The sequence below is a fragment of the Alphaproteobacteria bacterium LSUCC0396 genome, from assembly GCA_041228345.1.
In the GTDB taxonomy this organism is placed as follows: domain Bacteria; phylum Pseudomonadota; class Alphaproteobacteria; order Puniceispirillales; family Puniceispirillaceae; genus UBA3439.
Genome location: CP166131.1, coordinates 2567270 through 2592803, shown reverse-complemented (window position 1 = coordinate 2592803; position 25534 = coordinate 2567270). Strand labels below are relative to the sequence as shown.

Genomic DNA, 25534 nt, shown 5'->3' with positions numbered 1-25534 from the left:
TTATTTGATTTGCGTGATCTGGATTCAAGTTAACATTAAAATAGCATTAACATTAAAATAACATAGGAAAATTGGTAAAAGGAAGAACAATGTCTGAAATGCCAACGGTTCAAGTTGCCGGAGTTTATCATCGCCGCGTTGGTGATTTAACTATTACAGCGTTATCCGACGGCTATCTCTCAGGTGACGTAGATATCATGCGTAATATTGATTACGCCGACGCGCGTGCGTTGCTTGCGCAACATTTTAATGCCAACCGTTGCACTCATATTAACGCTTTCATTGTGCGAAATGGGGCACGCTTTGCATTAATCGAAACCGGGGCTGGCGATTACATGCAAGCATCTGCAGGCAAGATGCTCGCCAACATGAAAGCGGCAAACATTGACCCGCTAACGATCGACACCGTTCTTTTAACACATATGCACCCAGACCATTCAGCCGGTTTGTTCAATATGGTCAGCCAATCTCAGAATTTTCCCAATGCAGAACTGGTGGTGCACGAGAACGAGCCAAAACACTGGTTGAATGACGCTGAAATGGAAAGGGCTGACGAACGCGGCAAACGCCTATATTTTCAAGCCACAAGAGAGCAAATTGCACCTTACAAAAAGCAAACACGGCTATTTCGCAACCAAAGCGAGGTGTTTCCGGGTATTCATGCCATTCATGCATTTGGCCACACGCCCGGGCATTGCTGCTATCTTGTGGAGAGCAATGGGCAAAGCTTGCTAATTTGGGGCGACACGGTGCACGTACCTGAAATCCAGCTGGCACGCCCTGAAGTGGCTATCGCTTTTGACTCTGATATTGAGACTGCCATTCGAACACGTAAACGAATTTTTGATATGGCTGCTAGTGAGAAAATGCTAGTCGCAGGAATGCATTTGCATTTCCCCGCCTTCAGTCACCTAGCCCGTGAAAAAGAAGGATATCGTCTCTACCCTGAACCATGGCGATTTGACCTGTAAGGCTTGCTAACGATCCGATCAAAGATTAGAGGAGTATGGCGGAAGGGGAAGTCTTCCAAAAGTTTTTGTAAGCTATTGAAAACGATTTATGAATTAAAACAGCTGAATTTTTGTCCCACATTTCGTCCGACACTCTATCCACAAAAGCCTATTTGCAAGCGTTGACACAGCCAAGGCACCTTGGTGTTCATAAGCTAACAAACAGCATCACGGGTGCTAATATTTTACCAAACGCCTCATCATTTCAGTGCCCAAAATTGGACCTACCCCCAAAAAAGCCAGTGTAACTGGCCAGCCCATACTTTGCGCCATTATTGGAATTGTCTGCACGACAATAGCCGCCAGTAAAAAACCGATTGCTGTCTGAAATGTGAGCAGACTACCGGCACGGTCTGGTGGTGCATTATCGGCAACGAGAGCTGAAAATTGTGCGCTATCAGGAATTACGAATACCCCCCACAAAAAGACAAATAAGATGGTTAAAGTTGGTGGGCCACCAAAACTAATCGCCGTTGCAATTGCAAGCCCCCCGCTTATTGCCATCGCTCCACCAGCAACTACCGCTTTGCCAATCTTATCGGCCAAAACTCCAGCAAAAACGCACAATAGTCCGCCAAAACTTATTGAGATAAATGTTGTTATTCGCGCTACTTTTATAGGGTCATCAACGCCTGACAAGGTAAGAGATGCCGTCAGCGCAGCTGCAATCCAAGCCCAGAACGCATAAAGCTCCCACATGTGACAAAAATATCCTGCATACGCCAATCGGACCTTTGGCAATCGCCAAGCCAACCAAAGTACAGACGGATCAAAACGTGCTGCAGTTGCATGGTATGGGCCAAGCCGCGCAAACATTATCAACCCTGCGGCAACAAACGCGAGGAGGCTAGCCAAAAAGACTGTTAAACGCCAGTCTGCACCACCAATTAAAACTAAGCCGTGCGGAGCAGCTGAACCAAGCGTGAGTGCTCCAACAAGCATTCCAACCACAATACCTCGACGCTTCACCGTCCATCCGACGGCAATTTTCATACCTACGGGATATACTCCAGCAAGGCAGAATCCTGTTATACCCCTTAGTAATATTTGAACTGAGCTTCCAGGTATTGTTAGGACCAATAGCAAGTTGCTAAGGGCAGCGATGATTGACCCAACAGCAAAAACTTTTCTAGGATCATAGCGGTCTGCGGTGCCATGGTAAGCTAACATTAAAGCCCCAATCACGAAACCAACCTGAACCGCGGTTGAGAGCAATCCCTCAGTCCAAGCGCCAATTTCAGCCTCTATCGCCAATTCAGGCAAAATCGCATTGGACACGAACCATAAAGACATTGCGCCAACTTCGGCTAATAACAAAAGTCCAATACTTCGCTCACTGCCATGATCTAAGTAGCGTCTACTCATCAAGCACTTTGGCCAAGAATGCCATGACGTAGCGCAGTCCTATCTGCTTTTCCAGTTGGCCCAAGCGGCAGCTCCTCCCCATAATGCACAACATCCGGCAACTTAAACCGTTCAGTTCGATCTTTAGCCCAATCAATTAAAGCTTGTTTGGTCGGAGCCTTCGCATTTTTGGGTACTACTAACATATGAATGGACTCACCAAACTTTGGGTCGGGAACGCCTGTTACTAAAACAGCTTTGATATCAGGGTGATCTGCAAAAACAGCCTCAACTTCATTCGGCGCAACCTTATTGCCACCTCTATTTATTAGGTCCTTTATTCGGCCACGGAGACTCACACCACCATCTTCGTTGATTTCAGCAATATCGCCAGTTCTGATCCAACCGCTGCAAATTGTTTCGTCGGTTAACTCCGGCATATCTAGGTAACCAAGCATTGCAAAAGGGGTGTTGATAAGTAGTTCGGAGGTTAAAGGGTCTGTCTTAACCTGAATATGTCTTGCCGGATAACCAAGACTGTCATTAGAAGGAAGGTCTATTTTATCACGACGAAAAATGTCACAGGTTCCGGTTTCGGTTAAGCCGTATATTCCATGTATGGAGGCATTTGGCCAACGTTTAAAAAGAGCACTGCTTAATTTGGAGTTCACTGCTTCTCCCCCGGTTAATATGTGCATGTGTCTTTCAACGCGCTCACCTTCCAACATTAGCCGCAGCATCGTCGGGACAGCTGCAAAGTGTGTTACTGGCTTGTCACGAATGATTTGGCTTGCCCAGTTAGCCGAGAACTGCTCTGTGATGTGAACTACCCCCTCTCTCATTAATGGCAAAAAAGTAGCCCACTGACCAAAGCTGAACTGGAGCTGCAAAGGCACCACAAAAAAGGGTTCCGTTTCCATATCGATAGACTCAAGGATTGTGTGAAATTTGGCTGAAATCCTGTCTCTCGATAGTACAACTCCCTTGGGCTTGCCGGTGGACCCCGACGTATATGTGATCATAGCAGCACCGTCCAGCAACAGACGCTTTGGTGGCATCACCTCTGAAATCTTTTTTAGTTCAGGCGGGCTGCGTTTTTTAAGATTGGGCGTCGACAAAACGAATCTCGCGCGCGTTGAAGACTCAAGATAGACGCGCGTATTGTTATGGGATTTGTGGTGAAACGGGACAGCAACCCCTCCTGCCCCAATAACTGCCAAGATCTTAGCAATGTCTTCGGCGCGGCCTCCAATTGAAATAAGCACCGGTTCGCTGGGGGATAATCCAGATTGTCGGAGAGCCTTATGCAGAACGCTGGCCATCTGCTGAATATCGGCCATACTCAGCCAACCTAAGTCATCCCATACACCACCAGCAGTCGCTGCCATTAGCGCTGAGTGAAAATCAGTTACTTTCGACAGATCTCTGCTCAAACGCCAAACCTCTTGTCGCGCCACGTTAATGCTCCACGCAGCCCCCCTTTGCGGAGCTCCTCGAGAAAAACTTGTTTGTCAACACTGCCTTCCCCTTCCAGCTCTAGGTCAATTTCTAATGAATGTTTTAACGCCCTTGCCATACCAGCAATTTCCATACTTTCGTTAATTTGTTGTTTTGTTCGTCGTATTACCATGGGGTCTACAACTGCTATTGCACGTGCCATTTTCAGCGCTGTTGCTAATACTTCATCGTCAGGAACAACTTGATTGACGATGCCAAGGTCACAGGCCTCCTCCGCGCCCAACTGATCTTTCCCAAGAAAAGCAATTTCTTTTGCTTTTTTTGGGCCAACAATCCAAGGCAGCAGCATTACGACAATGCCAGCCCCAAACTTAACTTCCGGCTCACCAAATGTTGCTGAAGTTCCAGCTATCGTAATATCACAGGCCATTGCGAGTTCACACCCACCCGCGAGAGCCGGACCGTTTACAGCTGCGATAGTGGGTTTTTTTAGGTTCCAGAAGCGCATGACGTTATCAAAGTCGCGCTGGAGGATTGGCCGCCACTCATCAATCCCTTTAGGCGTTTTTTGCGCCTGATCCTGTAAGTCAAAGCCAGAGGTAAACGCCTTACCAGAGCCGGTCGCAACAACAACTCTGCAGGAGGGGTCCTTCTCAAACATGTCACAGGCAACAGCGATTTCTGACAGCATTTTTTGGCTCATCGCGTTAAGTCGCTCAGGCCGATCAAGCGTCAGCAAATAAACCGTATCCATACGGTCGATCTTGATTGTATCAAATTCCATGCAATTCCTACCTTTGCAATAATTGGATAAATACTCCAGCAGCAAGGTCCTCGGCCATAATAAAAAGACCTACCTTGGAACAAAGGACTTTTGACCAGAAATCTGGTGTATTTTTATCCCTGCTGACAATGCCGAAGCAGTCTGACACGGTCAAGACCTTGAAATATATGAAGCAAGGTATGAAATGGGACATATTGTTGGCTAAATATTTCAGGGGCCCGTGCCAGTTGAAGGGCAGATTTTACCTAAAATGTTTTCTTGAAAACTCTATCAATAAAGAGGCCTGTCAGCAGCTGCTACCTCGGGAGCCAGACAAAGCCCGAGACCGCCTTTGATTCAATACCACAACAATGTTATTTCAAGCCTTGTGAACAGTTTCCCTCACCGAATTATGTTTCGCTGTGGCAATGAGGTAACACTCGCATATTATCGCATACAACAAGCGCTGTCACACACCTGTCACACAGAGATTGACGAAAGATGAATCATTATGGAACCCTAGACTAATCTTGAGGCATATTTTGACAGCCAAAACCTTATTTTTTTACCCAAATAAAACTGGCAACCTAAGAAGAACTCAAACCGTGCTGAAACCAGTAAAAAGAGAGTGAGATATGCCAGCTGATGGAAAAAAACAAAAAAAGGCTGCCGTTGCTGATCTGCTGATCCGTGATGTGGAAATTTTCGATGGCAGTGGTGATGCTCCGTGGCGAGGAAGTTGCGCAATTGCCGATGGGCGCATCATTTCACTCAGCACTGCTGAAAGTCGAGCTGATACTCAGCCCATTAGAGCAAAACAGGAAATCGATGGCAGCGGGTTTGCCCTTGCCCCGGGTTTCATAGATATCCACACCCATGATGATATGGCGGTGTTTGATTCAAAGCGAATGAAGGCGAAGCTAAGTCAGGGGGTTACCACTGTTGTTGTTGGCAATTGCGGAATCAGCGCCTCGCCCTCACCTCTTGCAAGACACAGTACCCTGATCCCTCCACTTGATTTGCTTGGTGACAACAGCTCGTTCCGTTTTACTAATGCCAATGATTATATGGAGGCACTCGCTGCCTCCGCACCCACGGTAAACGTTCTACCGCTTGTTGGTCACACAGTATTGCGTGCGCGTGCAATGGATGATCTCCAGCTTCCAGCCAGTAGCAGCCAACTGGCCGCTATGCAAAAAGATCTTTCAACCGCGCTGGCAGCTGGCATGAATGGGTTTTCGACCGGTCTTGCCTATCCGCCGGCGAAGGCGGCCTCCACGGATGAGGTTTTGGCACTGGCCGAGGTTGTGGCTGATGTCGACGGTCTTTGGACAACTCACATGCGCGACGAAAGAAGTGGTGTTGTTGCAGCGGTTGCTGAGACAATCGATATTGCGCGGCGTTCTGGAGTGAGAACGCTGATTTCTCATCACAAATGTTGTGGTGAGGCGGCATTTGGGCTTTCCCGCACTACTTTGGCAATGATTTCTAAAGCACGCGATGAGTTGCGGCTTGACCTAGATGTTTACCCCTATACCGCCAGTTCCACGGTGCTGCTACAATCCTTTGCCATGGACAGCCGCAAGGTTACTGTTTCCTGGTCTACCCCTCATCCAGAAATGGCTGGCCGCGACCTAGATGATATTGCCACCGAATGGGGGGTCGACAACATTTCGGCCCTTGAAAAGCTCCAGCCTGGGGGCGGGATCTATCATCAAATGGATGATGCAGACCTAGAGCGTATCATGGCCTATCCACCAGCACTCATAGGCTCTGACGGGCTACCAAATGATATGAGGCCACATCCACGTTTATGGGGCACTTTTCCGCGCGTAATCGGGCATTACGCCCGTGATCGCAGCTTATTTGCGCTGCAAACAGCAATTGCCAAGATGACTGGCCAAAGCGCGAAAACGCTAGGGCTTGCTAATCGTGGCAGGATCGCAACCGGTATGGCGGCAGACCTAGTACTTTTTGATCCCGCAACAATTGCAGACCGTGCTGACTACAAATCGCCAGAAATGCCATCTGCCGGCATTAGCCTAGTACTTGTTAACGGGAAACCCGCTTGGAAAAATGAAGCACTTGCCGGTTCAGGCCATGGCATTATTTTGCGGCGCGATCACTAGTGAAACAGGGTCAGAGTATGCACCGCTAACACCCTGTCTTAATATCTACAGTATTGGCTTATCAGCCCATCAGCTCGCATTACCGCTGTCACACACCTGTCACACAGGCGTTGACGAAACGGGCATTTTCATAAGATTCTACACTCATGTTGAAACATGGTGTGTCACCTAGAAAACCGGCAGTTTTACTTGAAAAAGAATGGTAGCGGCGGAGGGACTCGAACCCCCGACACGCGGATTATGATAAAACTGCTTTAACTTTTCATATTTAATTTCAATGATCTATAAGCACATAATTTAGCTGTGTAAGAGGTGTGTAACAGGAAAAGCGCCTCAAGATCTTTTTTGAAGCGAAGCAATATATTGAAAATATTGGAGGAAATGGCGGAGGGGAAGGGATTCGAACCCCCGAAAGGAATTTCTTCCTTTAACGATTTAGCAAACCGCCGCCTTCAGCCACTCGGCCACCCCCCCGCCGGGGTCACAAGCATGGCTAGCAAAATTCTGGCCAATGCTCATGTTCACAATACACGGCGTATGCTGCCCTTTCTCTAGCTTTGATTTCCGTTACTGTCAAACACCAAAATCAACTTTTTGCCGGTTTTGACATTGCCAAAAAGGGTCGAAATGCGCCAACCTAAAATCCGCGTTGAAAAATACGCAACATCAAACCTCTGTTATGGATAATTTGTCATGGATCAGCTGGCATCAATGCGCATATTTCTTGCCGTCGCCGAAGCCAACGCGCTAAACGGTGCCGCACGCCAGCTTGGGCTATCGCCATCAGCTGTTTCAAAACATATTGCAGCCTTGGAAAACCGGCTTGGCGCCCAGCTTTTTACCCGAACCACGCGCCATATCGCCCTAACTGACGTTGGCAGTTCCTATCTAGAAAATTGCCGGCAGATTCTGGCTGATATTGACAAGGCAGATGCCGAGGCACGCAGTGCCAGTGGTGCCGTTCAGGGGCATTTGCGGGTCGAGGCGCCACCCGGATTTGCGCATCGTCATGTCGCACCTCACCTGCCCGCTTTTTTGAAAAAATACCCACATTTATCGGTTGAATTGAGGGGCCGCGACATTCCCGATGACATGATCGGTTCAGGCTTGGATTTATCGATCCGCATTAACCCGCATGGCGACCATGACCATCTTGTCTATACCGAGCTTGCGCCCAATTCACGTCGCCTTGTCGCCACCCCGCGCTATCTTGCCTCGAATGGTATTCCAGCAAAGCCCAGTGATTTAACGGCGCATCAACTGATCACACAAACCGCCACCAGCAACAGCAATTACTGGCATTTCAAAGATCAAAAAGGCAGCCCAAGCACGATCAAAGTGCGCGGCAACATCATGGCCGACAACGGTGATGCGATCATTCGTGCGGTGTTAAATGATGGGGGCATTGCTATGCTGCCAAATTACATGACGGCCGATTATCTGCGCAGTGAGACGCTCACTACGGTGCTTGACCAGCTGGTAATGGAAGATCATCCAATCCATGCTGTCACCATTCCGAGTCGTCACTCAATCCCGAAAATTGACGCTTTTCTGGCGTATCTTCGCAAGCTATATCAGCCAGTACCCTATTGGGATGCTCTCGACACGCTGCCGTTAGACACCGCATACCGCGCCAACAACTAGGACAAGCCGCGATTAATGCCTATCAAGCACCGTCCAGCTTGCTCCGCAAGATTTGGTTCACCATGCCCGGATTTGCCTGCCCGCCAGACTGTTTCATCACCTGACCAACGAAAAAGCCAAACAGCTTGTTCTTACCGCCGCGATAATCCTCGACCTTATCCTGATTGTCTGCAAGCACCTGATCAATCAACGCCTCAATGGCACCACTGTCCGATACCTGCTTCAGGCCTTTTTCATCGACAATATTTGCTGCGCTCTTGCCAGTTTCAAACATATCGGCGAACACATCTTTGGCGATTCGGCCTGAAATTGTTCCATCACTGATCAGGCCAACAAGCGCGCCCAGCTCCTCGGGTGCAATCGGACAATCATGAAGGCTTTTTCCCGACTTATTCAACGCACCAAACAGCTCAACAGTCATCCAGTTGGCCACAAGTTTGCGGTCACGGCCATTGCTAGCCGCCTCATAATAAAGGGCGGTGTCACGCTCTTCGGTAATGACCGACGCGTCATAGGCGGATAATACGTATTCGCCAATTAGCCGGTCGCGGATTTCATCTGGCAGTTCCGGCAAAGCTGCCGCCAGCGCGTCAACTTCTTCCTGACTAACCACCATCGGCAACAGGTCAGGATCAGGGAAATAGCGGTAATCATGCGCATCTTCTTTGCTACGCATGGTCCGTGTTCTGCCAGTGCTCGTATCAAATAGCCGCGTTTCCTGATCAATTTCGCCGCCGTCCTCGATGATTTCGATCTGGCGTGCCACTTCATAATCAATCGCCATCTGGATAAAGCGCAGCGAGTTTAGATTTTTCGTTTCGGTTCGGGTGCCAAGTGGACCGCCCGGCCGTCGCACGGAAACATTTACATCAGCGCGAAGTGACCCTTCTTCCATATTGCCATCACAAGTGCCAAGATAGCGCAGGATTGACCGTAATTTACGGACATATGCCGCGGCCTCGGCAGCCGATCGCATATCAGGCCGCGAGACAATTTCCATCAACGCAACACCCGTGCGGTTCAGGTCGATATAGCTTTTGCTTGGGTGCTGGTCATGCATTGATTTGCCAGCATCCTGCTCGAGATGCAGCCGTTCAATGCCAATATCGCGTGCACTGCCATCAGCCATGACAATGCGCAGCGAGCCCTCGCCGACAATCGGATCCTTGAACTGGCTGATCTGATAGCCTTGTGGCAGATCGGCATAGAAATAGTTTTTCCGGTCAAAAACACTCGTCAGATTAATCTGCGCCTTCAGCCCAAGGCCGGTGCGAATAGCCTGATAGACGCATTCGCGGTTAATAACTGGCAACATCCCCGGCATGGCAGCATCAACAAGTGATACATTTTCGTTCGGCGCCGCACCAAAGCTGGCTGACGCGCCGGAAAACAGCTTGGCTTTACTGCTAACCTGCGCGTGAACCTCAAGGCCGATCACGACTTCCCAATCACCAGTACGCCCTGTCACAAGATCGCTCATGCTGCACCTCCTGCCATGCGTGCTGGTGTCTGGGTAAAGCCTGCCGCCGCCTCGATCACACCGGCCACACGGTAAAGGCTTGCCTCATCAAACGGCCGGCCAAGAACCTGTAACCCAAGTGGCAGGCCATCGCTTGTTAAACCGCCCGGAACTGCAATCCCCGGAAGACCGGCAAGGTTTGCCGGCACGGTAAAGACGTCATTCAGGTAATTTGTCACTGGATCATCAATCTTGCGGCCAACAGGAAAGGCAGCCGATGGCGTCGCCGGTGTTAACAGCGCATCAACGGTTTCAAACGCGGCGTCAAAATCCTGCTTGATTAACCGGCGCACCTTTTGCGCCTTCAGATAATAGGCATCGTAATAGCCCGCCGATAGAACATAGGTTCCGATCATAATCCGGCGCTGCACTTCATCGCCAAAACCGGCGGCACGGGTGGCCTCATACATTCCGTCGAGCGTTTCCGCCTCAACCCGCATTCCATAACGAACCCCATCATAGCGGGCCAGATTTGATGAGGCCTCAGCCGGTGCGATGATGTAATAGGTCGGCAGCGCGTATTTCGTGTGCGGCAGCGACACATCAACCAGCTCGGCGCCAGCATCTTTTAGCCATGCCTGCCCCTGCTCCCATAATTTAACGACTTCGTTATCCATGCCGTCCATAACATATTCTTTGGGAACGCCGATTTTCATTCCATTCACACCCGCGCCAACAGACCCGATCAGATCTTGCAGCGGGGTTTGCGTCGAGGTTGAGTCCTTTACATCATGGCTTGCCATTGCCGTCATCATCAGCGCATTGTCCGCCACCGTGCGGGTGAACGGTCCGGCCTGATCTAGTGACGAGGCAAAAGCAACAATGCCCCAACGCGAACAGCGGCCATAGGTCGGCTTTAGCCCGACGACACCACAAAATGCCGCTGGCTGGCGAATTGATCCGCCAGTATCTGTACCGGTTGCCATCAGCGCAGAGCGCGCGGCAACTGCCGAGGCTGATCCACCTGATGAACCGCCCGGAACAAGATCCGTTTTGTCTTTGCCCTGCCAGGGGTTAATTGCTGGGCCAAAGGCACTGGTCTCATTGCCCGAACCCATAGCAAATTCATCGCAATTCAGCTTGCCAAGCATCACCCCACCAGCCGCCCAAAGATTGGCCGTAACAGTGCTTTCATAAGGCGGCGTGAATCCTTTCAGGATGTTCGAGCAGGCGGTGCTGCTTACGCCTTTGGTGCAGAACAGATCCTTGACCCCAATCGGCAACCCCTCAAGCAAGCCAGCAGTGCCGCCAGCGATGCGTTTATCCGCGTTTGCAGCCATTGCCAGTGCATGATCAGCAGTCAGCACTACATAGTTATTGAGCCCCGCTGTTGCCTCGGCAGCCCCAAGATAAGCGGTGGCAAGTTCAACTGCAGAAATTGCCTTTTTGTCCAGCGCTTCACGCGCGGCAACTGCATTCAAATCAAGTAAATCTGACATTATTCAACAACCTTTGGCACAACAAAAAAGCCACTCGCGCCTTCTGGAGCATTGGAAAGGACGTCGTCGAGACGGTCGCCGTCTGTCACCACGTCATCGCGCATCGGCAACGCATGACCAGTTACGCTGGCAAGCGGTTGGACGGTATCGGTGTTCACTTCGTCTAGTTCGGCAATCCAGTTCAGAATGCCATTTAATTCTGCGGCAAGTGGCTCAAGACGTTCATCTGGTACATTAATCCGGGCTAAACGCGCGATTTTTGCCACTGTGGTCTTGTCAACGGACATGTCACTGTGCTTTTTGCTGTTATTGAAAAAATTCAACTGGTGACTTATCACTCAGCATGGCGATCTGCAAGACAAACGATATATTTGGGATGATTTCAAGCGGTCAACGCCTGCTAGGGCTTGATATTGGCAAGAAAACCATCGGCCTTGCCTTGTCTGATATTGGGCTGAAAATCGCCTCACCAGTGAAAATCCTATATCGCACCAAATTCACCCCGGATGTTGCGGCATTGCTGACACTTATTGACAACGAATCGGTTGGCGGGCTGGTGCTTGGCTGGCCGGTCAATATGGATGGCAGCCTTGGCCCGCGCTGTGACTCGGTTCGTGATTTTGCCCATGCGCTCATTAAAATACGCGACCTTCCCATCGCCTTTCAGGATGAACGCCTGTCAACGCGCGCCGTCGAAAGCGCCATGGTCGCCGCCGATATGACCCGCGCCAAACGCGCCGTGCGCCGCGATGCGCTGGCCGCGTGCTGGATTTTACAATCTGCCTTGGATGCAGTTAATGATGAACAGGCGCGTATCAGCCCGCCGCCGCTGGACACTAGCCGCTAGCCCCGCATAATTACCTCGCCCTATTTTGCGCTTTTGATATGCATTTAACGCTAGACCAGCGGTGCCGGTTACGTTAATAAACTGGCTTCATGACCAAGCGGGACACCACAGGCGTTCAGTCGCCCAATTCCAAAGCCCCTGCCGAACTGGCAAGCCGGCATCTGCTCGGTATTGAGGGTATGTCCCCTATCGAAATTCGCAGCTTACTTGACCGGGGGCACATGTTTGCCGACAACCCTCATGACGGGGTTAGCGACGCACTTCGTGGCAAGACGATCATCAATTTGTTTTACGAAAACTCGACCCGTACCCGGGTTTCCTTCGAGCTTGCGGCAAAGCGGCTTGGTGGATCAGTATTGAATATCTCGGTTGCTGGATCGTCGGTTAAAAAGGGCGAAACCCTGCTCGACACAGCCACAACCCTGAACGCGATGCACCCCGATATTCTGGTGGTTCGCCACAATTGCTCGGGCGCGGCGCTTTTGCTAAGCCAGCATGTCGACGCCGCGGTCATTAATGCCGGTGATGGGCGCCATGAACACCCGACTCAAGCGCTGCTTGATGCGCTTACGATCCGTCGGCGTATCGGCCGAATTGAAGGGCTGAAAATCGCTATTTGCGGAGACATCGCCAACAGCCGTGTTGCCCGCTCAAACATTCACCTTCTTGGCACGCTTGGCGCGGAATTGCGGCTGGTCTGCCCGGTGACCCTGCTGCCAGCCGACATTTGCAGTATGGGCGTTTCGGTCTTTACCGATTTCGAAACCGGCATTGAGGGATGCGATATCGTGATGATGCTGCGCCTACAGACCGAACGAATGGCAGGCACCGAAACCCCGTCGCAGCGTGAATATTTTAACCTGTTCGGACTTGATAGCGGAAAATTGATGCGTGCCGCGCCAAAGGCATTGGTGATGCATCCCGGCCCGATGAATCGCGGCGTTGAAATCGATTCTGCCACCGCCGATGATGTGGAAAAAAGCCTGATCCGCACGCAGGTTGAAATGGGTGTTGCGGCGCGCATGGCCTGTCTTGAAGCTTTGGTGACGAGGCCAGCATGACCGCGACCCGTTTTTTTAATGCCCATTTAATCGACCCATCACAATCGCTTGACGGCATTGGCTATCTGGATGTGATTGACGGGGTGGTTGATGCCATTGGCCTTGGCACACCGCCAAACAGCGGCAAATTTGATCAGCTGATTGATTGTAAAAAATCATGCCTTTCGCCCGGCATCGTTGATATGCGCGTTCAACCGGCAGATCCGGGGGCAGAACATCTCGAAAGTCTAAGCACATTAATGGCCGCCGCGGCTGGTGGCGGGGTTACCGCACTTGCCTGCTTGCCAGACACACGGCCAGTGATTGACGAGGCCAGCGCGATTGATTCGTTGTGCCTGCGGGCATCTCGCATTGGGGGCACGCGGCTTTATGCCTATGGTGCCGCAACAAAAGGGCTTGCCGGACATGAAATGGCCGAATTGGGATTGATGGCCGAAGCTGGCGCCATTGGCTTTACCAATAGCGCAACCTCTATCAATGACAGCCTGATCATGCGGCGCCTTCTCGCCTACAGCAATATGCTGGACAAGCCATTTATCCAGCATTGTGAAGATCACGCTCTGACAAAAGATGCTGAAATGAACGAGGGTGAAACATCGACGCGGCTTGGCCTGATTGGCAGTCCCAGCGAAGCTGAGGTGATCATCATTGATCGTGATTTGCATCTGCTGCGCCGTACCGGCGCCAGATATCATGTCGCCCATATTTCGACGCGCGCCGGCATTGAGGCAGTGCGCGAGGCAAAGGCCGAGGGGCTGGCTGTCACCGCAGATACTGCGCCGCCTTATTTTCTGTTAAATGAACTGGCAATCAGCACCTATAACACAGCCTTCAAACTATCCCCGCCATTGCGCAGTGAAGATGACCGGCAAGCGGTTATAGAGGGGCTTGTCGATGGCACGATCGACGCGATTGCATCCGATCACATGCCGGTCGACCGCGATGCGAAAATGCAGCCGTTTGGCCCTGCCCAACCCGGTGCATCGGGGTTGGACACACTGCTTGCGCTCAGCCTTACGCTTGTGCATCAAGGTCAGATCAGCATGGCTCGAATGATCGAGGCGCTGAGCCTTGCACCCGCGTCAATTCTCGACATACCGGGGGGCACCTTAACCCCGGGGAGTAGCGCAGACTTTATTTTGTTCCGGCCGGATAGCAGCTGGATTGTCAAAAGTGCGAACTTCAGGTCAAACTCGCGGATCACGCCGTTTGAGTCACATCCGGTGCAAGGCATTGTTGACGCAACTTATGTTGATGGCACCGCAATTTTCCTCCGCGACTAATCAAGCAGAACACCTGTAACGGAAACGATAGCAAGATGTTTGACGATTTGGGCTCTTTTTTGTTTGTTGGGTGTCTTGCTTATGGGCTTGGCAGCATCCCCTTTGGCCTGATTTTGACCCGTATGGCAGGGGCTGGGGATATTCGGCAAATTGGCAGCGGTAATATCGGTGCAACGAATGTTCTGCGAACTGGCAATAAAAAGCTGGCGGTTGCAACATTGATTTTCGACGCTGGCAAGGGTGCTGCGGCGGTATTCCTGACCGCAACCATAGTCTCTCCCGATCTAATGGCAATTGCCGGATTGATTGTTGTTATCGGCCATTGTTTCCCTATTTGGCTGAAATTCAATGGCGGCAAAGGGGTTGCAACCAGCCTTGCCGCACTGGCCGCGCTCGATTTTCGGCTTGGCGCGGTGTTTGTCATTGTCTGGCTTGTGACCGCGTTCCTGTCACGCTATTCATCACTATCGGCCTTGCTGGCGATCGCGGCTTGTGTTGTAACGGGATTCATAACGCTTGATGATATAACGACGAAAATTGCCATTTTGCTGCTTGGCGGCCTTGTTTGGAGCCGTCATCATGCCAATATCGGCCGCCTCTTGACGGGATGCGAGACCAAAATCGGCACCAAACTCTAATAAAACTGCCCGTGAGACAGCAGAGCTCAACCCGTTAACACTATGTTAGAGTGGTAGCCTTAAAGTCCTTTAATGGATGAAAATGAAAAACTCGCGCGAATACGTTTAATTCGGACGCGCCATATTGGCCCCATTACCTTTAGCCTATTGATCCAGCGCCATGGCAGTGCGGTCAACGCAGTGGCCGCCATCCCAGAACTTACGGTGCGCGGTGGGCGCAAATTATCGGCTGCCAGCCTTGCTAATGCCAAGGCAAAGATCGCCGCCAATACCGCGGCTGATGCCACATTGATTTGTCGTGATAACGAGGTTTACCCTGCACGTTTGGCACAATTTGATGATGCGCCAGTCATTTTATCAACGCGCGGCAATCTGCATTTACTGCAACAGCCTATTATTGCCCTCATTGGTGCCCGAAATGCCTCAATCAATGCGATACGCCATGCCGAGTCACTGCTGCGCGAACTTGGCGACGCTGGTTTTGTGGTCGTGTCTGGAATGGCGCGCGGAATTGATGCTGCCGTTCACTGCGGTGCCATGCCAACCGGAACAATTGATGTTATCGCTGGCGGCATTGACATCATTTACCCACCGGAAAACCGCGCCCTTTTTACGCAGGTCGTCAATGAGGGGTTACTGCTGGCCAAAATGCGACCCAGCACGGCGCCAACGCCGCGCCATTTACCGGCACGCAATCGGATTATCGCCAGCCTAGCGATGGGCGTTGTCGTGATTGAGGCTGCAACCCGTTCAGGATCATTGATTACCGCACGTGAGGCGGGCGAACGCGGCGGCGAGGTCATGGCAATTCCCGGCTCGCCGCTAGATCCGCGCGCTAATGGCTGTAATCAGCTTATCCGCGATGGCGCGACCTTGGTGCAAAGCGTATCCGATATCATCGAGGCGATCTCGGCACTTGGCAATGTTGAAACACCGCCAGCGAAACCTGTTTGGACAAATATTCCGCAGGTGCCAGTCACTGACGATGATGTTGCAAAATGTCGTGACGCTATTTTGAATGCTCTTGGCGGTGATCCGGTTGAAATTGACGATCTGATTACCTGGTGCGAGCAACCGCCGGCGGTGGTGTGGGCGGCGATCCTTGAGTTAGAGTTAGCCGGACATCTAACCCGGCATTTTAGTAATCGCGTATCACGTCACTTTAATGTTTAACTGGCCGCCCTGTCGGCACGAGCACGCAAAATCGGCACACGCACGCAAAATGCCAAACTGGCCTGATAAGAAAATCCGCCACGCGAATTGGCGAAAACAGCGCTAAAATTAGCTAATTTATAAAAAAACCATCAGAAATTTTGACAAATCCAACTTTTGGCTTTATCGCAAGCCCTTCACGCGATAGTAGGGACAAGTGATGAAAGTCGTCGTTGTCGAATCTCCAGCCAAGGCCAAGACCATTAACCGTTACCTCGGTGATGGATACAAGGTGCTTGCCTCATACGGTCATGTTTGCGATCTGCCAAGCAAGGATGGATCGGTTCTGCCGGATAATGATTTCGAAATGAAATGGCAGATCTCCAGCGGTTCCGAAAAACATCTAAAAGATATTATTGCAGCGCTAAAGGGTGCAGATAAGTTGATTCTCGCGACTGACCCTGACCGCGAAGGCGAGGCGATTAGCTGGCACGTTCTAGAACAGCTAAAAAACACCAAGCATTTGAACGGGGTTGATGTCGAACGGGTGGTCTTTAACGAGGTCACAAAAAACGCGATCCTGGCGGCAATGGATAAACCGCGCCAGCTTGATACCGAATTGATCAATGCTTATCGGGCGCGGCGCGCGCTTGACTATCTTGTCGGGTTTTCAATTTCACCAGTTCTGTGGCGTAAACTGCCCGGGTCAAAATCTGCCGGACGGGTACAATCGGTTGCGCTTCGCCTAATCTGTGAGCGCGAGGCTGAAATTGAAGCCTTTATTTCGCAGGAATATTGGAGCGTTGAAGCCGCGCTTGGGCTGGCCAGCGGCGATCAATTTACCGCCCGCCTCACCCACCTAAACGGTGCCAAACTTGGCAAGCTGGACATCAAAACCGAAACCGAAGCCAGCGCCGCTGTAGCGGCCATCTCAGCCTCCCACCTTGCGGTACAGTCGGTCGAGACAAAGCGCGTGCGCCGCAACCCGCAGCCGCCTTTTACAACGTCTACCCTGCAACAAGAAGCGTCACGCAAGCTAGGGTTTTCCGCCAGCCGCACGATGCAGATTGCCCAAAAACTCTATGAAGGCATCAATATTGGCAGTGAGACCACCGGTCTGATCACCTATATGCGTACCGATGGTGTTCAGCTTGGCAGCGAGGCGATTGCCTCGATCCGGCAGAATATTGACCAGCGTTATGGCAAAGATTACCTGCCAGATGCACCGCGCATCTACAAAACCAAGGCCGCCAACGCGCAAGAGGCGCATGAAGCCATCCGCCCAACCGAGATTACCCGTCACCCTGACCAAATGCGGGCGTTTCTGGACCATGACCAGTTCCGGCTTTATGAGCTGATCTGGAAACGCGCAATTGCCAGCCAAATGCAATCGGCCGAACTTGACCAGACCGGAATTGAAATTGGTGATGCTGCCGGCAGCGTTACCTTGCGGGCGACTGGTCAGGTGATGGTGTTTGATGGGTTTTTGTCGGTTTATCGTGAAAGCAAAGACGCCGCACAGGAAAATGGCGAAAAAGCAAATGGCGATCAAGCGAATGGTGATAGCGACGATGATACCGCGCTGTTGCCAAGCATGGCAAAAGGCGATCATCTGACCACAAATACGGTCACGCCAGAACAGCATTTCACCCAGCCGCCACCGCGCTTTACCGATGCCAGCCTTGTCAAACGTATGGAAGAGTTGGGTATTGGACGCCCATCGACCTATGCCTCGATCATTCAGGTTCTGCAGAACCGCGATTACGTGGTCAAGGATAAGGGCCGGTTCGTCCCTGAGGATCGTGGCCGGTTGGTCTCAACCTTTTTGGGCAATTTCTTTGATCGCTATGTTGAGTATGATTTCACCGCCCAGCTTGAGTCGCAGCTTGATGAAGTTTCGGCAGGCACACTTGATTGGAAAACGCTTCTGGCGCATTTCTGGGGCGATTTCAAAGCGGCAATTGACGGCACCAAGGATTTGACCATCACCAATGTGCTTGATGTGCTTGATGAAGAATTGGGACCACATTTCTTTCAGGCCGATGAAGCTGGTATGCTCAAGCGTAGCTGCCCGAATTGTGACAATGGCCGCTTGGGATTGAAACTTGGAAAGTTTGGCGCCTTTGTTGGCTGTTCAAACTATCCAGAATGTAAATTTACCCGCCAGTTAACGAGCCAGAACGACAATGCCGATGGCGACGCGCCTTTCACCGACAAAGAGCTGGGCATTGACCCTGCATCCAGTTTGCCGGTTTATCTGCGTAACGGTCCTTATGGTCCCTATGTTCAGATCGGCGATCCGGAAACAAAGAAACCGAAACGTGCGTCACTGCCAAAGGGCACCAGCGCAGCAAATCTGGATTTGCAAGCGGCACTTGGGCTTTTGGCACTGCCGCGTGATATCGAACCGCACCCCGAAACCGGCGACATGATTCAGGCAGGTCTTGGCCGCTTTGGCCCCTATCTGAAATATCAGGGTAAATTTACCAGCCTTCCGCCCGAAGATGATGTCCTCGAAATTGGGATTAACCGCGCGGTTGACCTGCTGGCCGAGGCCGCCAAGAAGGCTGGCCGCTTGCTGGGCACACATCCCGATGGCGGTGAGGTTCATGTCAAAAAAGGCCGGTTCGGGCCCTATGTCGAGCATAACAAGCTGCGGGCCACCTTGGGCAAGGCGCATGACATCGCTGATATCTCTTTAGAAACAGCACTCGAACTGCTAGCCGCCAAGGCAGCCAAGGGTCCGGCTAAAAAGCCGGCCGCTAAAAAAGCGGCGCCGAAAAAGGCAACTGCCAAAAAGCCGGCAGCTAAAAAGACAGCTGCCAAAAAGACAACCGCCAAAAAGACAACCGCAAAGCAGAAAGCGAGCTAAATGGCGCGTAAACAGGGTGAAAACCGCCCCGATCAATCGCCAAGCACGGTTACATTGCCCGATGAGGCAATGCTGCTTGATTACATCAACAGCTGTCCGGTGCCGCCAAGTCTTCGTGATATCACCCGCGCCTTTGACATCGGGCAGGATCACCGTGCCTCGATCCGCCGATTGTTACGCGACATGGCTCAACGGGGTTTGCTGGCCGGGGATCGCCGCGCCCTTGCCGCGCCCGACACTCTGCCCGAAGTTACCGTGCTTGAATTGACCAGTTTTGATAATGATGGTGATGGCCTAGCCCACCAAGCGGGCAATGACACCGAAAACCCACCCGAAATCAGGGTAATCTTGAACCGGCGCGCAGGCCGTGCCCCAGCGGTTGGCCAACAGGTGCTCGCCCGCCTAACACGGGTTGGCCCAGATCAATATGAGGCGCGCATCATCCGGGTTCTTGATCGCCAGCAAAAGCGGCTGTTCGGGGTTGTTGTTCCAGCGGGCAAAGGGTTTCGCCTACAGCCAGCTGATCGGGGCAAGCGTGACAGCATTGGCTTGCAAACAACCGACGGGGTGCCCCTTAATGCCGGTGATCTGATCGAGGCAGAATTACTACCGTCGCGCGGCTATATCGGCAAAACAGCCCGGGTCATCACCAACCTAGGCAATACATCATCTGCCGGTGCCTTTAGCGCCCTTGCCCTTGCCGAATTTGGAATCCGGCATCAATTCCCCGACGCGGCTATTGACGAGTCACAAGGCCTGAAAATTCCGCCGATAAAGGGCCGACGCGACCTGCGGGATCAACCGCTGGTAACGATTGACGGTGCGGATGCGCGCGATTTTGACGATGCGGTGTTCGCCGAACCAGCTGATAATGGGGGGTGGCGCCTGCTTGTTGCGATTGCCGATGTCTCGCATTATGTCAGGCCAGATAGCGCCCTCGATATTGAGGCGCGAAAACGTGGAAACTCGGTCTATCTTCCCGATCGTGTGGTGCCAATGCTTCCCGAGGCGATTTCCAATGATCTATGTTCGCTGCGGCCGCATGAAGACCGCGCCGCAATGGTTGCCGAAATTCACATCGACAAGGACGGTAAGCGCCTATCCCATCATATTGCACGGGCACTGATCCGATCGCATGCGCGCCTAACCTATGATCAAGTTCAGGCGGTTTTTGATGGCACCATTGACGAGGCCGATTGTGACGTGCCGCACGGATGCCTTCACGCATTGTTCGGGGCATGGCGCGCCCTTGATATTGATCGTCAAAGCCGTGAACCGCTAGCCCTTAATCTAAAGGAACGCCGCGTCGTCATGGATGATGCTGGTCACCCTGTTGCTATTACCCAGCGATCCCAGACCGAATCTCAAAGGCTCATCGAAGATTTTATGATCGCCGCCAATGTTGCAGCTGCGGACAGTCTGTTTTCCAGCCGCCGCCCTTGTGTTTTTCGCATACATGACACGCCGGACCCGAAAAAGGCCGCCAGCCTTGCCAAGCTAGCAGAGTCTGTTGGCGGCAAATTTACCACCGGACAGGTCCTACGCCCGCATCACTTCAACAAAATCATCGCCCTCGCCGAGAACACGCCGGATGCGCTGACGGTGAATGAAGCCGTGCTTCGCAGTCAGGCAAAAGCTGTGTATAGCATTGACAATATTGGGCATTTTGGCCTGTCATTGCGTAATTATGCGCATTTCACCTCACCAATTCGGCGCTATGCCGATTTGCTGGTGCATCGCGCGCTTGTCGATGCGGCGGCGGGCAAGAAATCAAGGCCGAAAGACGGGCTAAATGGCATGACACTCGATATGATTGCCGAAATTTGCACGCATATTTCAGAAACCGAAGCCACCGCAGCCGCCGCCGAGCGTCGGACTATTGACCGTTTTGCCGCCGCATTATTTCAGTCGCGGCTCGGCGTCGTGGTCGAGGGGATGATTGTTGCCGTCACCGGATTTGGCGCCTTTATCCGGCTTGAGGATGGTGCTGCCGACGGGTTGCTGCCGCTCAATGCGCTTCCCGATGATTATTATGATTTTGTCGAAGAGTCCCAGTCACTTGAAGGCAGGCACAATGGCTGGCGATTTGTCGTTGGCACGCCGTTGAAGGTCAAGGTCACTGAAGTCACGCCGGTATCTGGCGGCATTCTTTTGGAATGGGTTGATGGCGGCCTGCAAAGCGATACGCCGCGCCGCAAACCCTCAGGACACAAACATAAGGCACCGCATCAGCACGCTGGCAAACATGGCAATAAACCATCTGGGCGCGGCGCCCGGCCACAATCTAGTAACGGCCATAAAAATGCTGGCAAGGGGAAAGCCGCGAAACGAAAAAGACGGTGATCTGCGCTTGACATTTGCTGCGATTTACCGCAGTTTGCGCCCAGTTTTATTGAAGGGTCACCAAAACGGCCCACAACTTAGGAGTATGTGTCATGGCGAAGCCAGCGACCCTGCAAATTAAGCTCATAAGCACAGCTGACACCGGTTATTTCTACGTAACCAAGAAGAATCCTCGCACCAAGCCAGAAAAGCTTGAGCTGAAAAAATATGATCCGCGCGCGCGCAAGCACGTCATCTTCCGCGAATCAAAAATCAAATAAGCAAGTGACGAGCCAGATAATCAGGCTGAAAGGCCGGATATGTATCTAGGGCTTTCCATTGAAAATAGCGTTGTTAACGCCGCCATCCTTACCGATGGCGGTGATTTTGTTTGGCAGGATAGCGTCGCGCTTGAACAAGATAAGATCGCTAGCCTGCTCGCTGTGTGCAGTGCTATTACCGAACAGGCGAATACCGCCCATCCCGGCCTTTCCGAGAAGATTGCCGTCTCGACAGAAGGCGGCTTTACCAGCCAGCCAAGCCCGCCTGATGGCCTTAAATGTCTCATTGGCACAGATCTCAAGTCAAATCTCCAAGCCAGCCTTGGGCGGCCAATTGCACTCGCAAGCCCGGGACAGGCCCTTGCCCTCTATGAAAGTCGTTTTGGCGTTGCTAAAAACTGCGCCGTTGCGTGCTCACTCTATCTTGATAGCCATGTTTTCGGTGGGGTAACATTTGGTGAAACCTTATGGCGCGGTGCGAACCGTATTGTTGGTGCGTGGGGGCATATGCCATTGGCGTGGCCGGTACCGCATGAACTTGACGGGCGCGATTGCTGGTGTGGAAGAACTGGTTGTATTGATTGCTTTTTATCGCTTAGCGGGCTGGAAGAAGAATATTACACCATTACCCAAACCCGTCTTGATATTCAGGCTATTGCCGCGGCTGCCGATGCTAGCGATCTGGTCGCGGCTAACGTTTTGCAAGTGCTTGACGACCGGATTGGTCGGACCACAGCGACAATCATAAATATGTTTGATCCGGATGTGATCATTTTGGGCGGGCGGCTGGCAAATCTGGATCGGCTTTATCAGACCGTGCCACGCAAATGGCCGGGCTATCTTTTGGTAGAGCGCAGTGACACCAAATTATTAAGAGCTGATCCCGATGCGTTCACCCTCACCAAGGGTGCCGCCTGTTTTGCCGCTGATCCGGCGGCATCACCCGCCTAACTACAGGCTGGCATCTCAACGCTTTCCAGTTTTAACAGCGTGGCGATGATGGTAAAATCACCGTAATCAATCACATATCGGCGAACGATACCATTGGGCTGAATGGCAAAATGGATTTCATATTCGGGCTCTGCAGCGGTGGCTGCTGGCTTAAAATAGGCGACCTGCACCGGCCAATATCCATCTTGTCCCAGCGCACCCATTTCATCAGACGCTGGATCGCCGCGCCAGCTGCCAATCACCGTGTTGGTCGATAACAGCGCATCATCAGGCTCAGCCCCGGTAAATACGGATGCCGCGAGAATCTTTTTGCCGCTTTTCGCACTGTCGAGAATGGCGTTTAAATGCCGCATTGGGAAATAGGTGTTTTTAGGCAATTCGACAGCAACATTATCTGCCATTGAAAAGTAGGCATTACCACCGGTTGATTTCAATTCGGCAAAACCGGTAAAATCCTTGGCCGATTGAAAGCTGCTGCTCTCGCTGATGTCAAAGCTGTACATCTCGCCAGTGTCTGCTTCCCACGATTCAAAGCGCGATAGAACCCGATCAAGATTGCCCTCTTGGGCACCAAATTCAATGACATAATCTTCATTGGAGCGCCAGCCATCACAGTCGCGGCCAAGCGTAAAAGCTGACCGACCACTGACTGTCTGCACATTTGAATTCTGATCTGCGATGCCAAGCTGCATTTCATAAAAAGCCCGGTGCGGCATGATCGTTGTCGCCGCTGCGCCAGATGCAAACGCAATCGCGCCCGCGGTTGAAACCACAAACGCGCCAGCCGCACCAACAAGCGTACCAACAAGCGCACCCGAAGATCTAAAAGTTCTCATCATATGTGTCATCCTTTAGTTTTAGGGGGGCGACAGACCGAAATCAATAGGTTTGCCTTTCAGTGCGCTGCTTTTTGCCGTATATGATCGGGGATGAAGCGAGGTATTTGATGAAACGACATGCTAGCCAAGCCGGCGACGATGATGCCACAGGAACTAAAGTGGCGCCGCCAATCACCACCAATGACGCCCTCACCGCCATCGTCACACAATATCAATTTGCCGAATTTCTAGCTGTAGATACCGAATTCCTGCGCGAGCGCACCTATTACCCGCAATTATGTCTTATCCAGATCAGCGACGGCATTGACGCTGTTGCGATTGACCCGCTGGCAACAGGTCTTGACCTTAATCCGCTCTGGGATCTGATGCGTAACCCCGCTATCACCAAAGTGTTCCATGCGGGCAATCAGGACATGGAGATTTTTTTACATTTGATGGGCAGCCTGCCTGAGCCCATCTACGACACCCAGATTGCCGCGATGGTTTGCGGGCTGGGTGATCAGGTCGGCTATGACAAGCTGGTCAAGGCCATGCTGAACCATGATATTGACAAGACATCACGCTTTACCGACTGGTCAAAACGCCCGTTGAGCAACCGGCAAATCCTCTATGCGCTTGATGATGTGATCTATCTGGCGAAATTATACCCCTTGATGCGCACCAAGCTGGAGCGCGAAAACCGCAGCCATTGGCTGGATGAAGAATATGCCAAATCGAATGATCCGGCGACCTATGTCACCGCGCCTGATGCTGCTTGGCAAAAGCTGAAGATCCGTAATATGCGCCCTGCTGCGCTGCTGCGGCTAATACATCTGGCCGCATGGCGCGAAACCGAGGCACAGAACCGCGATATGCCGCGCAACCGCATTATCCGCGACGAAACATTGATTGATCTCGCCGGCTCAAATCCCAAGGAGCGCAAAGATTTTGCCAATATCCGCAATTTTCCGGGCGGCAAGGATGGCAAGCTAGTCGAACCGATCGCCAAGATCTTGACCAAGGTTGCTGCGCTGCCCGAATCGGCGCTTCCCCCTGCTGAAAAACGCGGGCCGGCAAAACGCCCCCCAGCGGCTGTGATGGAATTGCTACGGGTGCTGTTAAAACATGTCACTGACAAGCATGATATCGCACCGCGCCTGATCGCCTCGGCGGAAGAGCTGGAATTGCTGGCAGGCGATGATAATGCGCCAATTCGGGCGTTAACGGGTTGGCGCCGTGAAGTTTTTGGTGATCTGGCGTTACGGCTAAAACAGGGCGAGATTGCTCTGGCGGTTAAAAATGGCCGGATTATGCTGATTGAAAATACTGCCTAAGCTAAATCGTCAAAAACGCCACGTGCCAGCGCAACCGATAGCGGCTTACGCTCGGCGATCGAACGCCGGTCAAGGGCGCTGGCAACCGTCTGCACGGCATGAAAAGACCGCTCCATTCGCCCGACAAGATAGGTCAGCAATGTCGGCGGTGCCAGCATTTGTCGATCGGTGAAATATTTATCCAGCAGCGCATAGAGCAGATCATCATCCGGCAGATCAATCTGCGCAATATTTACCGCCCGCATCCGCGACCGCAAATCGGGCAGTCGCCATTCCATCTGCCCAACCGGTATTTGCGAAAGCAGTAGTAACCCGCCATTGTCTGCTGCCGAGCGGTTAAACAAATGAAATAGCGCCTCTTCATCCCACACATCAGTGGCAGTGATGTTATCAAGCACATAAAATGCCGGTTCAGGCGGTATCTGGCCTGCCGTCACACCGGTAAAATGATGACTGTTTTCAAGCATTGCTTGCCAGATTGCCGCAAGATGCGATTTTCCCGCACCCGATGGGCCAATCAGGTTTAAGGCACGGCAACTTCCTGGCCATTCGGGCCATTGATCAAGTAAGGCAAGCGCCAAGGCGTTGCAATCACTGACAATAAAATCAGCCCGTCCCGCCAGCTGGCGAAACGGCAATTCAAGGGGCAATTGTTTCATTTCACCTGTC

General features: G+C 52.0%; 21 protein-coding genes and 1 tRNA gene. 13 read left to right on the top strand and 9 right to left on the bottom strand.

Going from position 1 to position 25534, the window contains the following annotated elements; all coding sequences use genetic code 11:
- Window positions 1-89 precede the first annotated feature (89 nt).
- Window positions 90-971: an MBL fold metallo-hydrolase gene (locus AB8881_12300; protein XDZ63309.1), complete on the top strand. Its 882-nt coding sequence runs from the start codon at window positions 90-92 to the stop codon at window positions 969-971.
- 216 nt (window positions 972-1187) lie between these two features.
- Here AB8881_12300 and AB8881_12295 read toward each other — a convergent pair whose 3' ends face one another.
- The 3 genes from AB8881_12295 to AB8881_12285 are packed head-to-tail and all read right to left on the bottom strand — an operon-like array spanning window position 1188 to window position 4596.
- Window positions 1188-2375 carry an MFS transporter gene (locus AB8881_12295; protein ID XDZ63308.1) on the bottom strand — a complete coding sequence of 396 codons (1188 nt, stop codon included), beginning with the start codon at window positions 2373-2375 and terminating at the stop codon, window positions 1188-1190.
- Complete coding sequence (locus AB8881_12290) at window positions 2375-3811, bottom strand: class I adenylate-forming enzyme family protein (protein XDZ63307.1); 1437 nt, start codon at window positions 3809-3811, stop codon at window positions 2375-2377. The genes AB8881_12295 and AB8881_12290 overlap by 1 nt, the downstream gene beginning before the upstream one ends.
- Window positions 3784-4596 (bottom strand): enoyl-CoA hydratase/isomerase family protein, encoded by an 813-nt coding sequence (locus AB8881_12285; GenBank protein XDZ63306.1) that lies wholly within the window; start codon window positions 4594-4596, stop codon window positions 3784-3786. The genes AB8881_12290 and AB8881_12285 overlap by 28 nt, the downstream gene beginning before the upstream one ends.
- A 614-nt stretch (window positions 4597-5210) precedes the next feature.
- On the opposite strand from AB8881_12285, the gene AB8881_12280 reads away from it, so the two are divergent.
- Window positions 5211-6704, top strand: a complete 1494-nt coding sequence (locus AB8881_12280) for an amidohydrolase family protein (GenBank protein ID XDZ63305.1) — start codon at window positions 5211-5213, stop codon at window positions 6702-6704.
- 382 nt (window positions 6705-7086) lie between these two features.
- Here the strand turns inward: AB8881_12280 and AB8881_12275 are convergent.
- Window positions 7087-7178: transfer RNA gene (locus tag AB8881_12275), tRNA-Ser, on the bottom strand.
- 219 nt (window positions 7179-7397) lie between these two features.
- Between AB8881_12275 and AB8881_12270 the strand changes: the two genes are divergently transcribed.
- Complete coding sequence (locus AB8881_12270; GenBank protein ID XDZ63304.1) at window positions 7398-8348, top strand: LysR family transcriptional regulator; 951 nt, start codon at window positions 7398-7400, stop codon at window positions 8346-8348.
- A 22-nt stretch (window positions 8349-8370) separates the two neighbouring features.
- On the opposite strand, the gene gatB is transcribed toward AB8881_12270, so the two are convergent.
- Genes gatB through gatC form a run of 3 tightly spaced genes read right to left on the bottom strand, consistent with a single transcriptional unit; the run spans window position 8371 to window position 11593 of the window.
- Complete coding sequence (gene gatB / locus AB8881_12265) at window positions 8371-9828, bottom strand: Asp-tRNA(Asn)/Glu-tRNA(Gln) amidotransferase subunit GatB (protein XDZ63303.1); 1458 nt, start codon at window positions 9826-9828, stop codon at window positions 8371-8373.
- Complete coding sequence (gene gatA / locus AB8881_12260; GenBank protein ID XDZ63302.1) at window positions 9825-11306, bottom strand: Asp-tRNA(Asn)/Glu-tRNA(Gln) amidotransferase subunit GatA; 1482 nt, start codon at window positions 11304-11306, stop codon at window positions 9825-9827. Before gatA ends, gatB begins: the two co-directional genes overlap by 4 nt.
- Entirely contained in the window at window positions 11306-11593 is a 288-nt protein-coding gene (gatC, locus tag AB8881_12255; protein ID XDZ63301.1) for an Asp-tRNA(Asn)/Glu-tRNA(Gln) amidotransferase subunit GatC, read from the bottom strand. The genes gatA and gatC overlap by 1 nt, the downstream gene beginning before the upstream one ends.
- A gap of 89 nt (window positions 11594-11682) precedes the next feature.
- On the opposite strand from gatC, the gene ruvX reads away from it, so the two are divergent.
- The 9 genes from ruvX to AB8881_12210 all read left to right on the top strand — a co-directional run bounded on the left by ruvX (window position 11683) and on the right by AB8881_12210 (window position 22713).
- Complete coding sequence (gene ruvX, locus AB8881_12250) at window positions 11683-12153, top strand: Holliday junction resolvase RuvX (protein ID XDZ63300.1); 471 nt, start codon at window positions 11683-11685, stop codon at window positions 12151-12153.
- Between the two features lie 89 nt (window positions 12154-12242).
- Window positions 12243-13214, top strand: a complete 972-nt coding sequence (locus AB8881_12245) for an aspartate carbamoyltransferase catalytic subunit (GenBank protein ID XDZ63299.1) — start codon at window positions 12243-12245, stop codon at window positions 13212-13214.
- A complete protein-coding gene (locus tag AB8881_12240) occupies window positions 13211-14497 on the top strand; it encodes a dihydroorotase (protein ID XDZ63298.1) in 1287 nt (428 codons plus the stop codon). The genes AB8881_12245 and AB8881_12240 overlap by 4 nt, the downstream gene beginning before the upstream one ends.
- A gap of 35 nt (window positions 14498-14532) precedes the next feature.
- A complete protein-coding gene (gene plsY / locus AB8881_12235) occupies window positions 14533-15135 on the top strand; it encodes a glycerol-3-phosphate 1-O-acyltransferase PlsY (GenBank protein ID XDZ63297.1) in 603 nt (200 codons plus the stop codon).
- Window positions 15136-15207: 72 nt separating this feature from the next.
- On the top strand, window positions 15208-16308 hold the full coding sequence (gene dprA, locus AB8881_12230) for a DNA-processing protein DprA (protein XDZ63296.1): 1101 nt from the start codon (window positions 15208-15210) through the stop codon (window positions 16306-16308).
- Between the two features lie 199 nt (window positions 16309-16507).
- On the top strand, window positions 16508-19159 hold the full coding sequence (gene topA / locus AB8881_12225) for a type I DNA topoisomerase (GenBank protein ID XDZ63295.1): 2652 nt from the start codon (window positions 16508-16510) through the stop codon (window positions 19157-19159).
- Window positions 19160-21502 carry a ribonuclease R gene (gene rnr / locus AB8881_12220; GenBank protein XDZ63294.1) on the top strand — a complete coding sequence of 781 codons (2343 nt, stop codon included), beginning with the start codon at window positions 19160-19162 and terminating at the stop codon, window positions 21500-21502.
- 92 nt (window positions 21503-21594) lie between these two features.
- Window positions 21595-21762 carry a 50S ribosomal protein L33 gene (gene rpmG / locus AB8881_12215; protein ID XDZ63293.1) on the top strand — a complete coding sequence of 56 codons (168 nt, stop codon included), beginning with the start codon at window positions 21595-21597 and terminating at the stop codon, window positions 21760-21762.
- Between the two features lie 39 nt (window positions 21763-21801).
- Complete coding sequence (locus AB8881_12210) at window positions 21802-22713, top strand: ROK family protein (GenBank protein XDZ63292.1); 912 nt, start codon at window positions 21802-21804, stop codon at window positions 22711-22713.
- Here the strand turns inward: AB8881_12210 and AB8881_12205 are convergent.
- Complete coding sequence (locus tag AB8881_12205; GenBank protein XDZ63291.1) at window positions 22710-23552, bottom strand: DUF1849 family protein; 843 nt, start codon at window positions 23550-23552, stop codon at window positions 22710-22712. The two genes, AB8881_12210 and AB8881_12205, sit on opposite strands and share 4 nt — an antisense overlap.
- Before the next feature lie 107 nt (window positions 23553-23659).
- Here AB8881_12205 and rnd point away from each other — a divergent pair, with 107 nt between their 5' ends.
- Window positions 23660-24865, top strand: a complete 1206-nt coding sequence (gene rnd, locus AB8881_12200; protein XDZ63290.1) for a ribonuclease D — start codon at window positions 23660-23662, stop codon at window positions 24863-24865.
- On the opposite strand, the gene AB8881_12195 is transcribed toward rnd, so the two are convergent.
- Complete coding sequence (locus AB8881_12195) at window positions 24862-25524, bottom strand: chromosomal replication initiator DnaA (GenBank protein XDZ63289.1); 663 nt, start codon at window positions 25522-25524, stop codon at window positions 24862-24864. The genes rnd and AB8881_12195 overlap by 4 nt on opposite strands.
- Window positions 25525-25534: the final 10 nt, after the last annotated feature.

What these genes read in the sequence shown, in the direction of transcription:
- AB8881_12210 (XDZ63292.1), top strand. Translation starts at nt 21,802, where the DNA reads ATGTATCTAGGGCTTTCCATTGAAAATAGCGTTGTTAACGCCGCCATC.
- AB8881_12295 (XDZ63308.1), bottom strand. Translation starts at nt 2,375, where the DNA reads ATGAGTAGACGCTACTTAGATCATGGCAGTGAGCGAAGTATTGGACTT.
- topA (XDZ63295.1), top strand. Translation starts at nt 16,508, where the DNA reads ATGAAAGTCGTCGTTGTCGAATCTCCAGCCAAGGCCAAGACCATTAAC.
- AB8881_12285 (XDZ63306.1), bottom strand. Translation starts at nt 4,596, where the DNA reads ATGGAATTTGATACAATCAAGATCGACCGTATGGATACGGTTTATTTG.
- rnr (XDZ63294.1), top strand. Translation starts at nt 19,160, where the DNA reads ATGGCGCGTAAACAGGGTGAAAACCGCCCCGATCAATCGCCAAGCACG.
- AB8881_12240 (XDZ63298.1), top strand. Translation starts at nt 13,211, where the DNA reads ATGACCGCGACCCGTTTTTTTAATGCCCATTTAATCGACCCATCACAA.
- AB8881_12205 (XDZ63291.1), bottom strand. Translation starts at nt 23,552, where the DNA reads ATGATGAGAACTTTTAGATCTTCGGGTGCGCTTGTTGGTACGCTTGTT.
- ruvX (XDZ63300.1), top strand. Translation starts at nt 11,683, where the DNA reads ATGATTTCAAGCGGTCAACGCCTGCTAGGGCTTGATATTGGCAAGAAA.
- rnd (XDZ63290.1), top strand. Translation starts at nt 23,660, where the DNA reads ATGAAACGACATGCTAGCCAAGCCGGCGACGATGATGCCACAGGAACT.
- AB8881_12300 (XDZ63309.1), top strand. Translation starts at nt 90, where the DNA reads ATGTCTGAAATGCCAACGGTTCAAGTTGCCGGAGTTTATCATCGCCGC.
- gatC (XDZ63301.1), bottom strand. Translation starts at nt 11,593, where the DNA reads ATGTCCGTTGACAAGACCACAGTGGCAAAAATCGCGCGTTTAGCCCGG.
- AB8881_12195 (XDZ63289.1), bottom strand. Translation starts at nt 25,524, where the DNA reads ATGAAACAATTGCCCCTTGAATTGCCGTTTCGCCAGCTGGCGGGACGG.
- plsY (XDZ63297.1), top strand. Translation starts at nt 14,533, where the DNA reads ATGTTTGACGATTTGGGCTCTTTTTTGTTTGTTGGGTGTCTTGCTTAT.
- gatA (XDZ63302.1), bottom strand. Translation starts at nt 11,306, where the DNA reads ATGTCAGATTTACTTGATTTGAATGCAGTTGCCGCGCGTGAAGCGCTG.
- AB8881_12270 (XDZ63304.1), top strand. Translation starts at nt 7,398, where the DNA reads ATGGATCAGCTGGCATCAATGCGCATATTTCTTGCCGTCGCCGAAGCC.
- AB8881_12280 (XDZ63305.1), top strand. Translation starts at nt 5,211, where the DNA reads ATGCCAGCTGATGGAAAAAAACAAAAAAAGGCTGCCGTTGCTGATCTG.
- AB8881_12245 (XDZ63299.1), top strand. Translation starts at nt 12,243, where the DNA reads ATGACCAAGCGGGACACCACAGGCGTTCAGTCGCCCAATTCCAAAGCC.
- rpmG (XDZ63293.1), top strand. Translation starts at nt 21,595, where the DNA reads ATGGCGAAGCCAGCGACCCTGCAAATTAAGCTCATAAGCACAGCTGAC.
- gatB (XDZ63303.1), bottom strand. Translation starts at nt 9,828, where the DNA reads ATGAGCGATCTTGTGACAGGGCGTACTGGTGATTGGGAAGTCGTGATC.
- dprA (XDZ63296.1), top strand. Translation starts at nt 15,208, where the DNA reads ATGGATGAAAATGAAAAACTCGCGCGAATACGTTTAATTCGGACGCGC.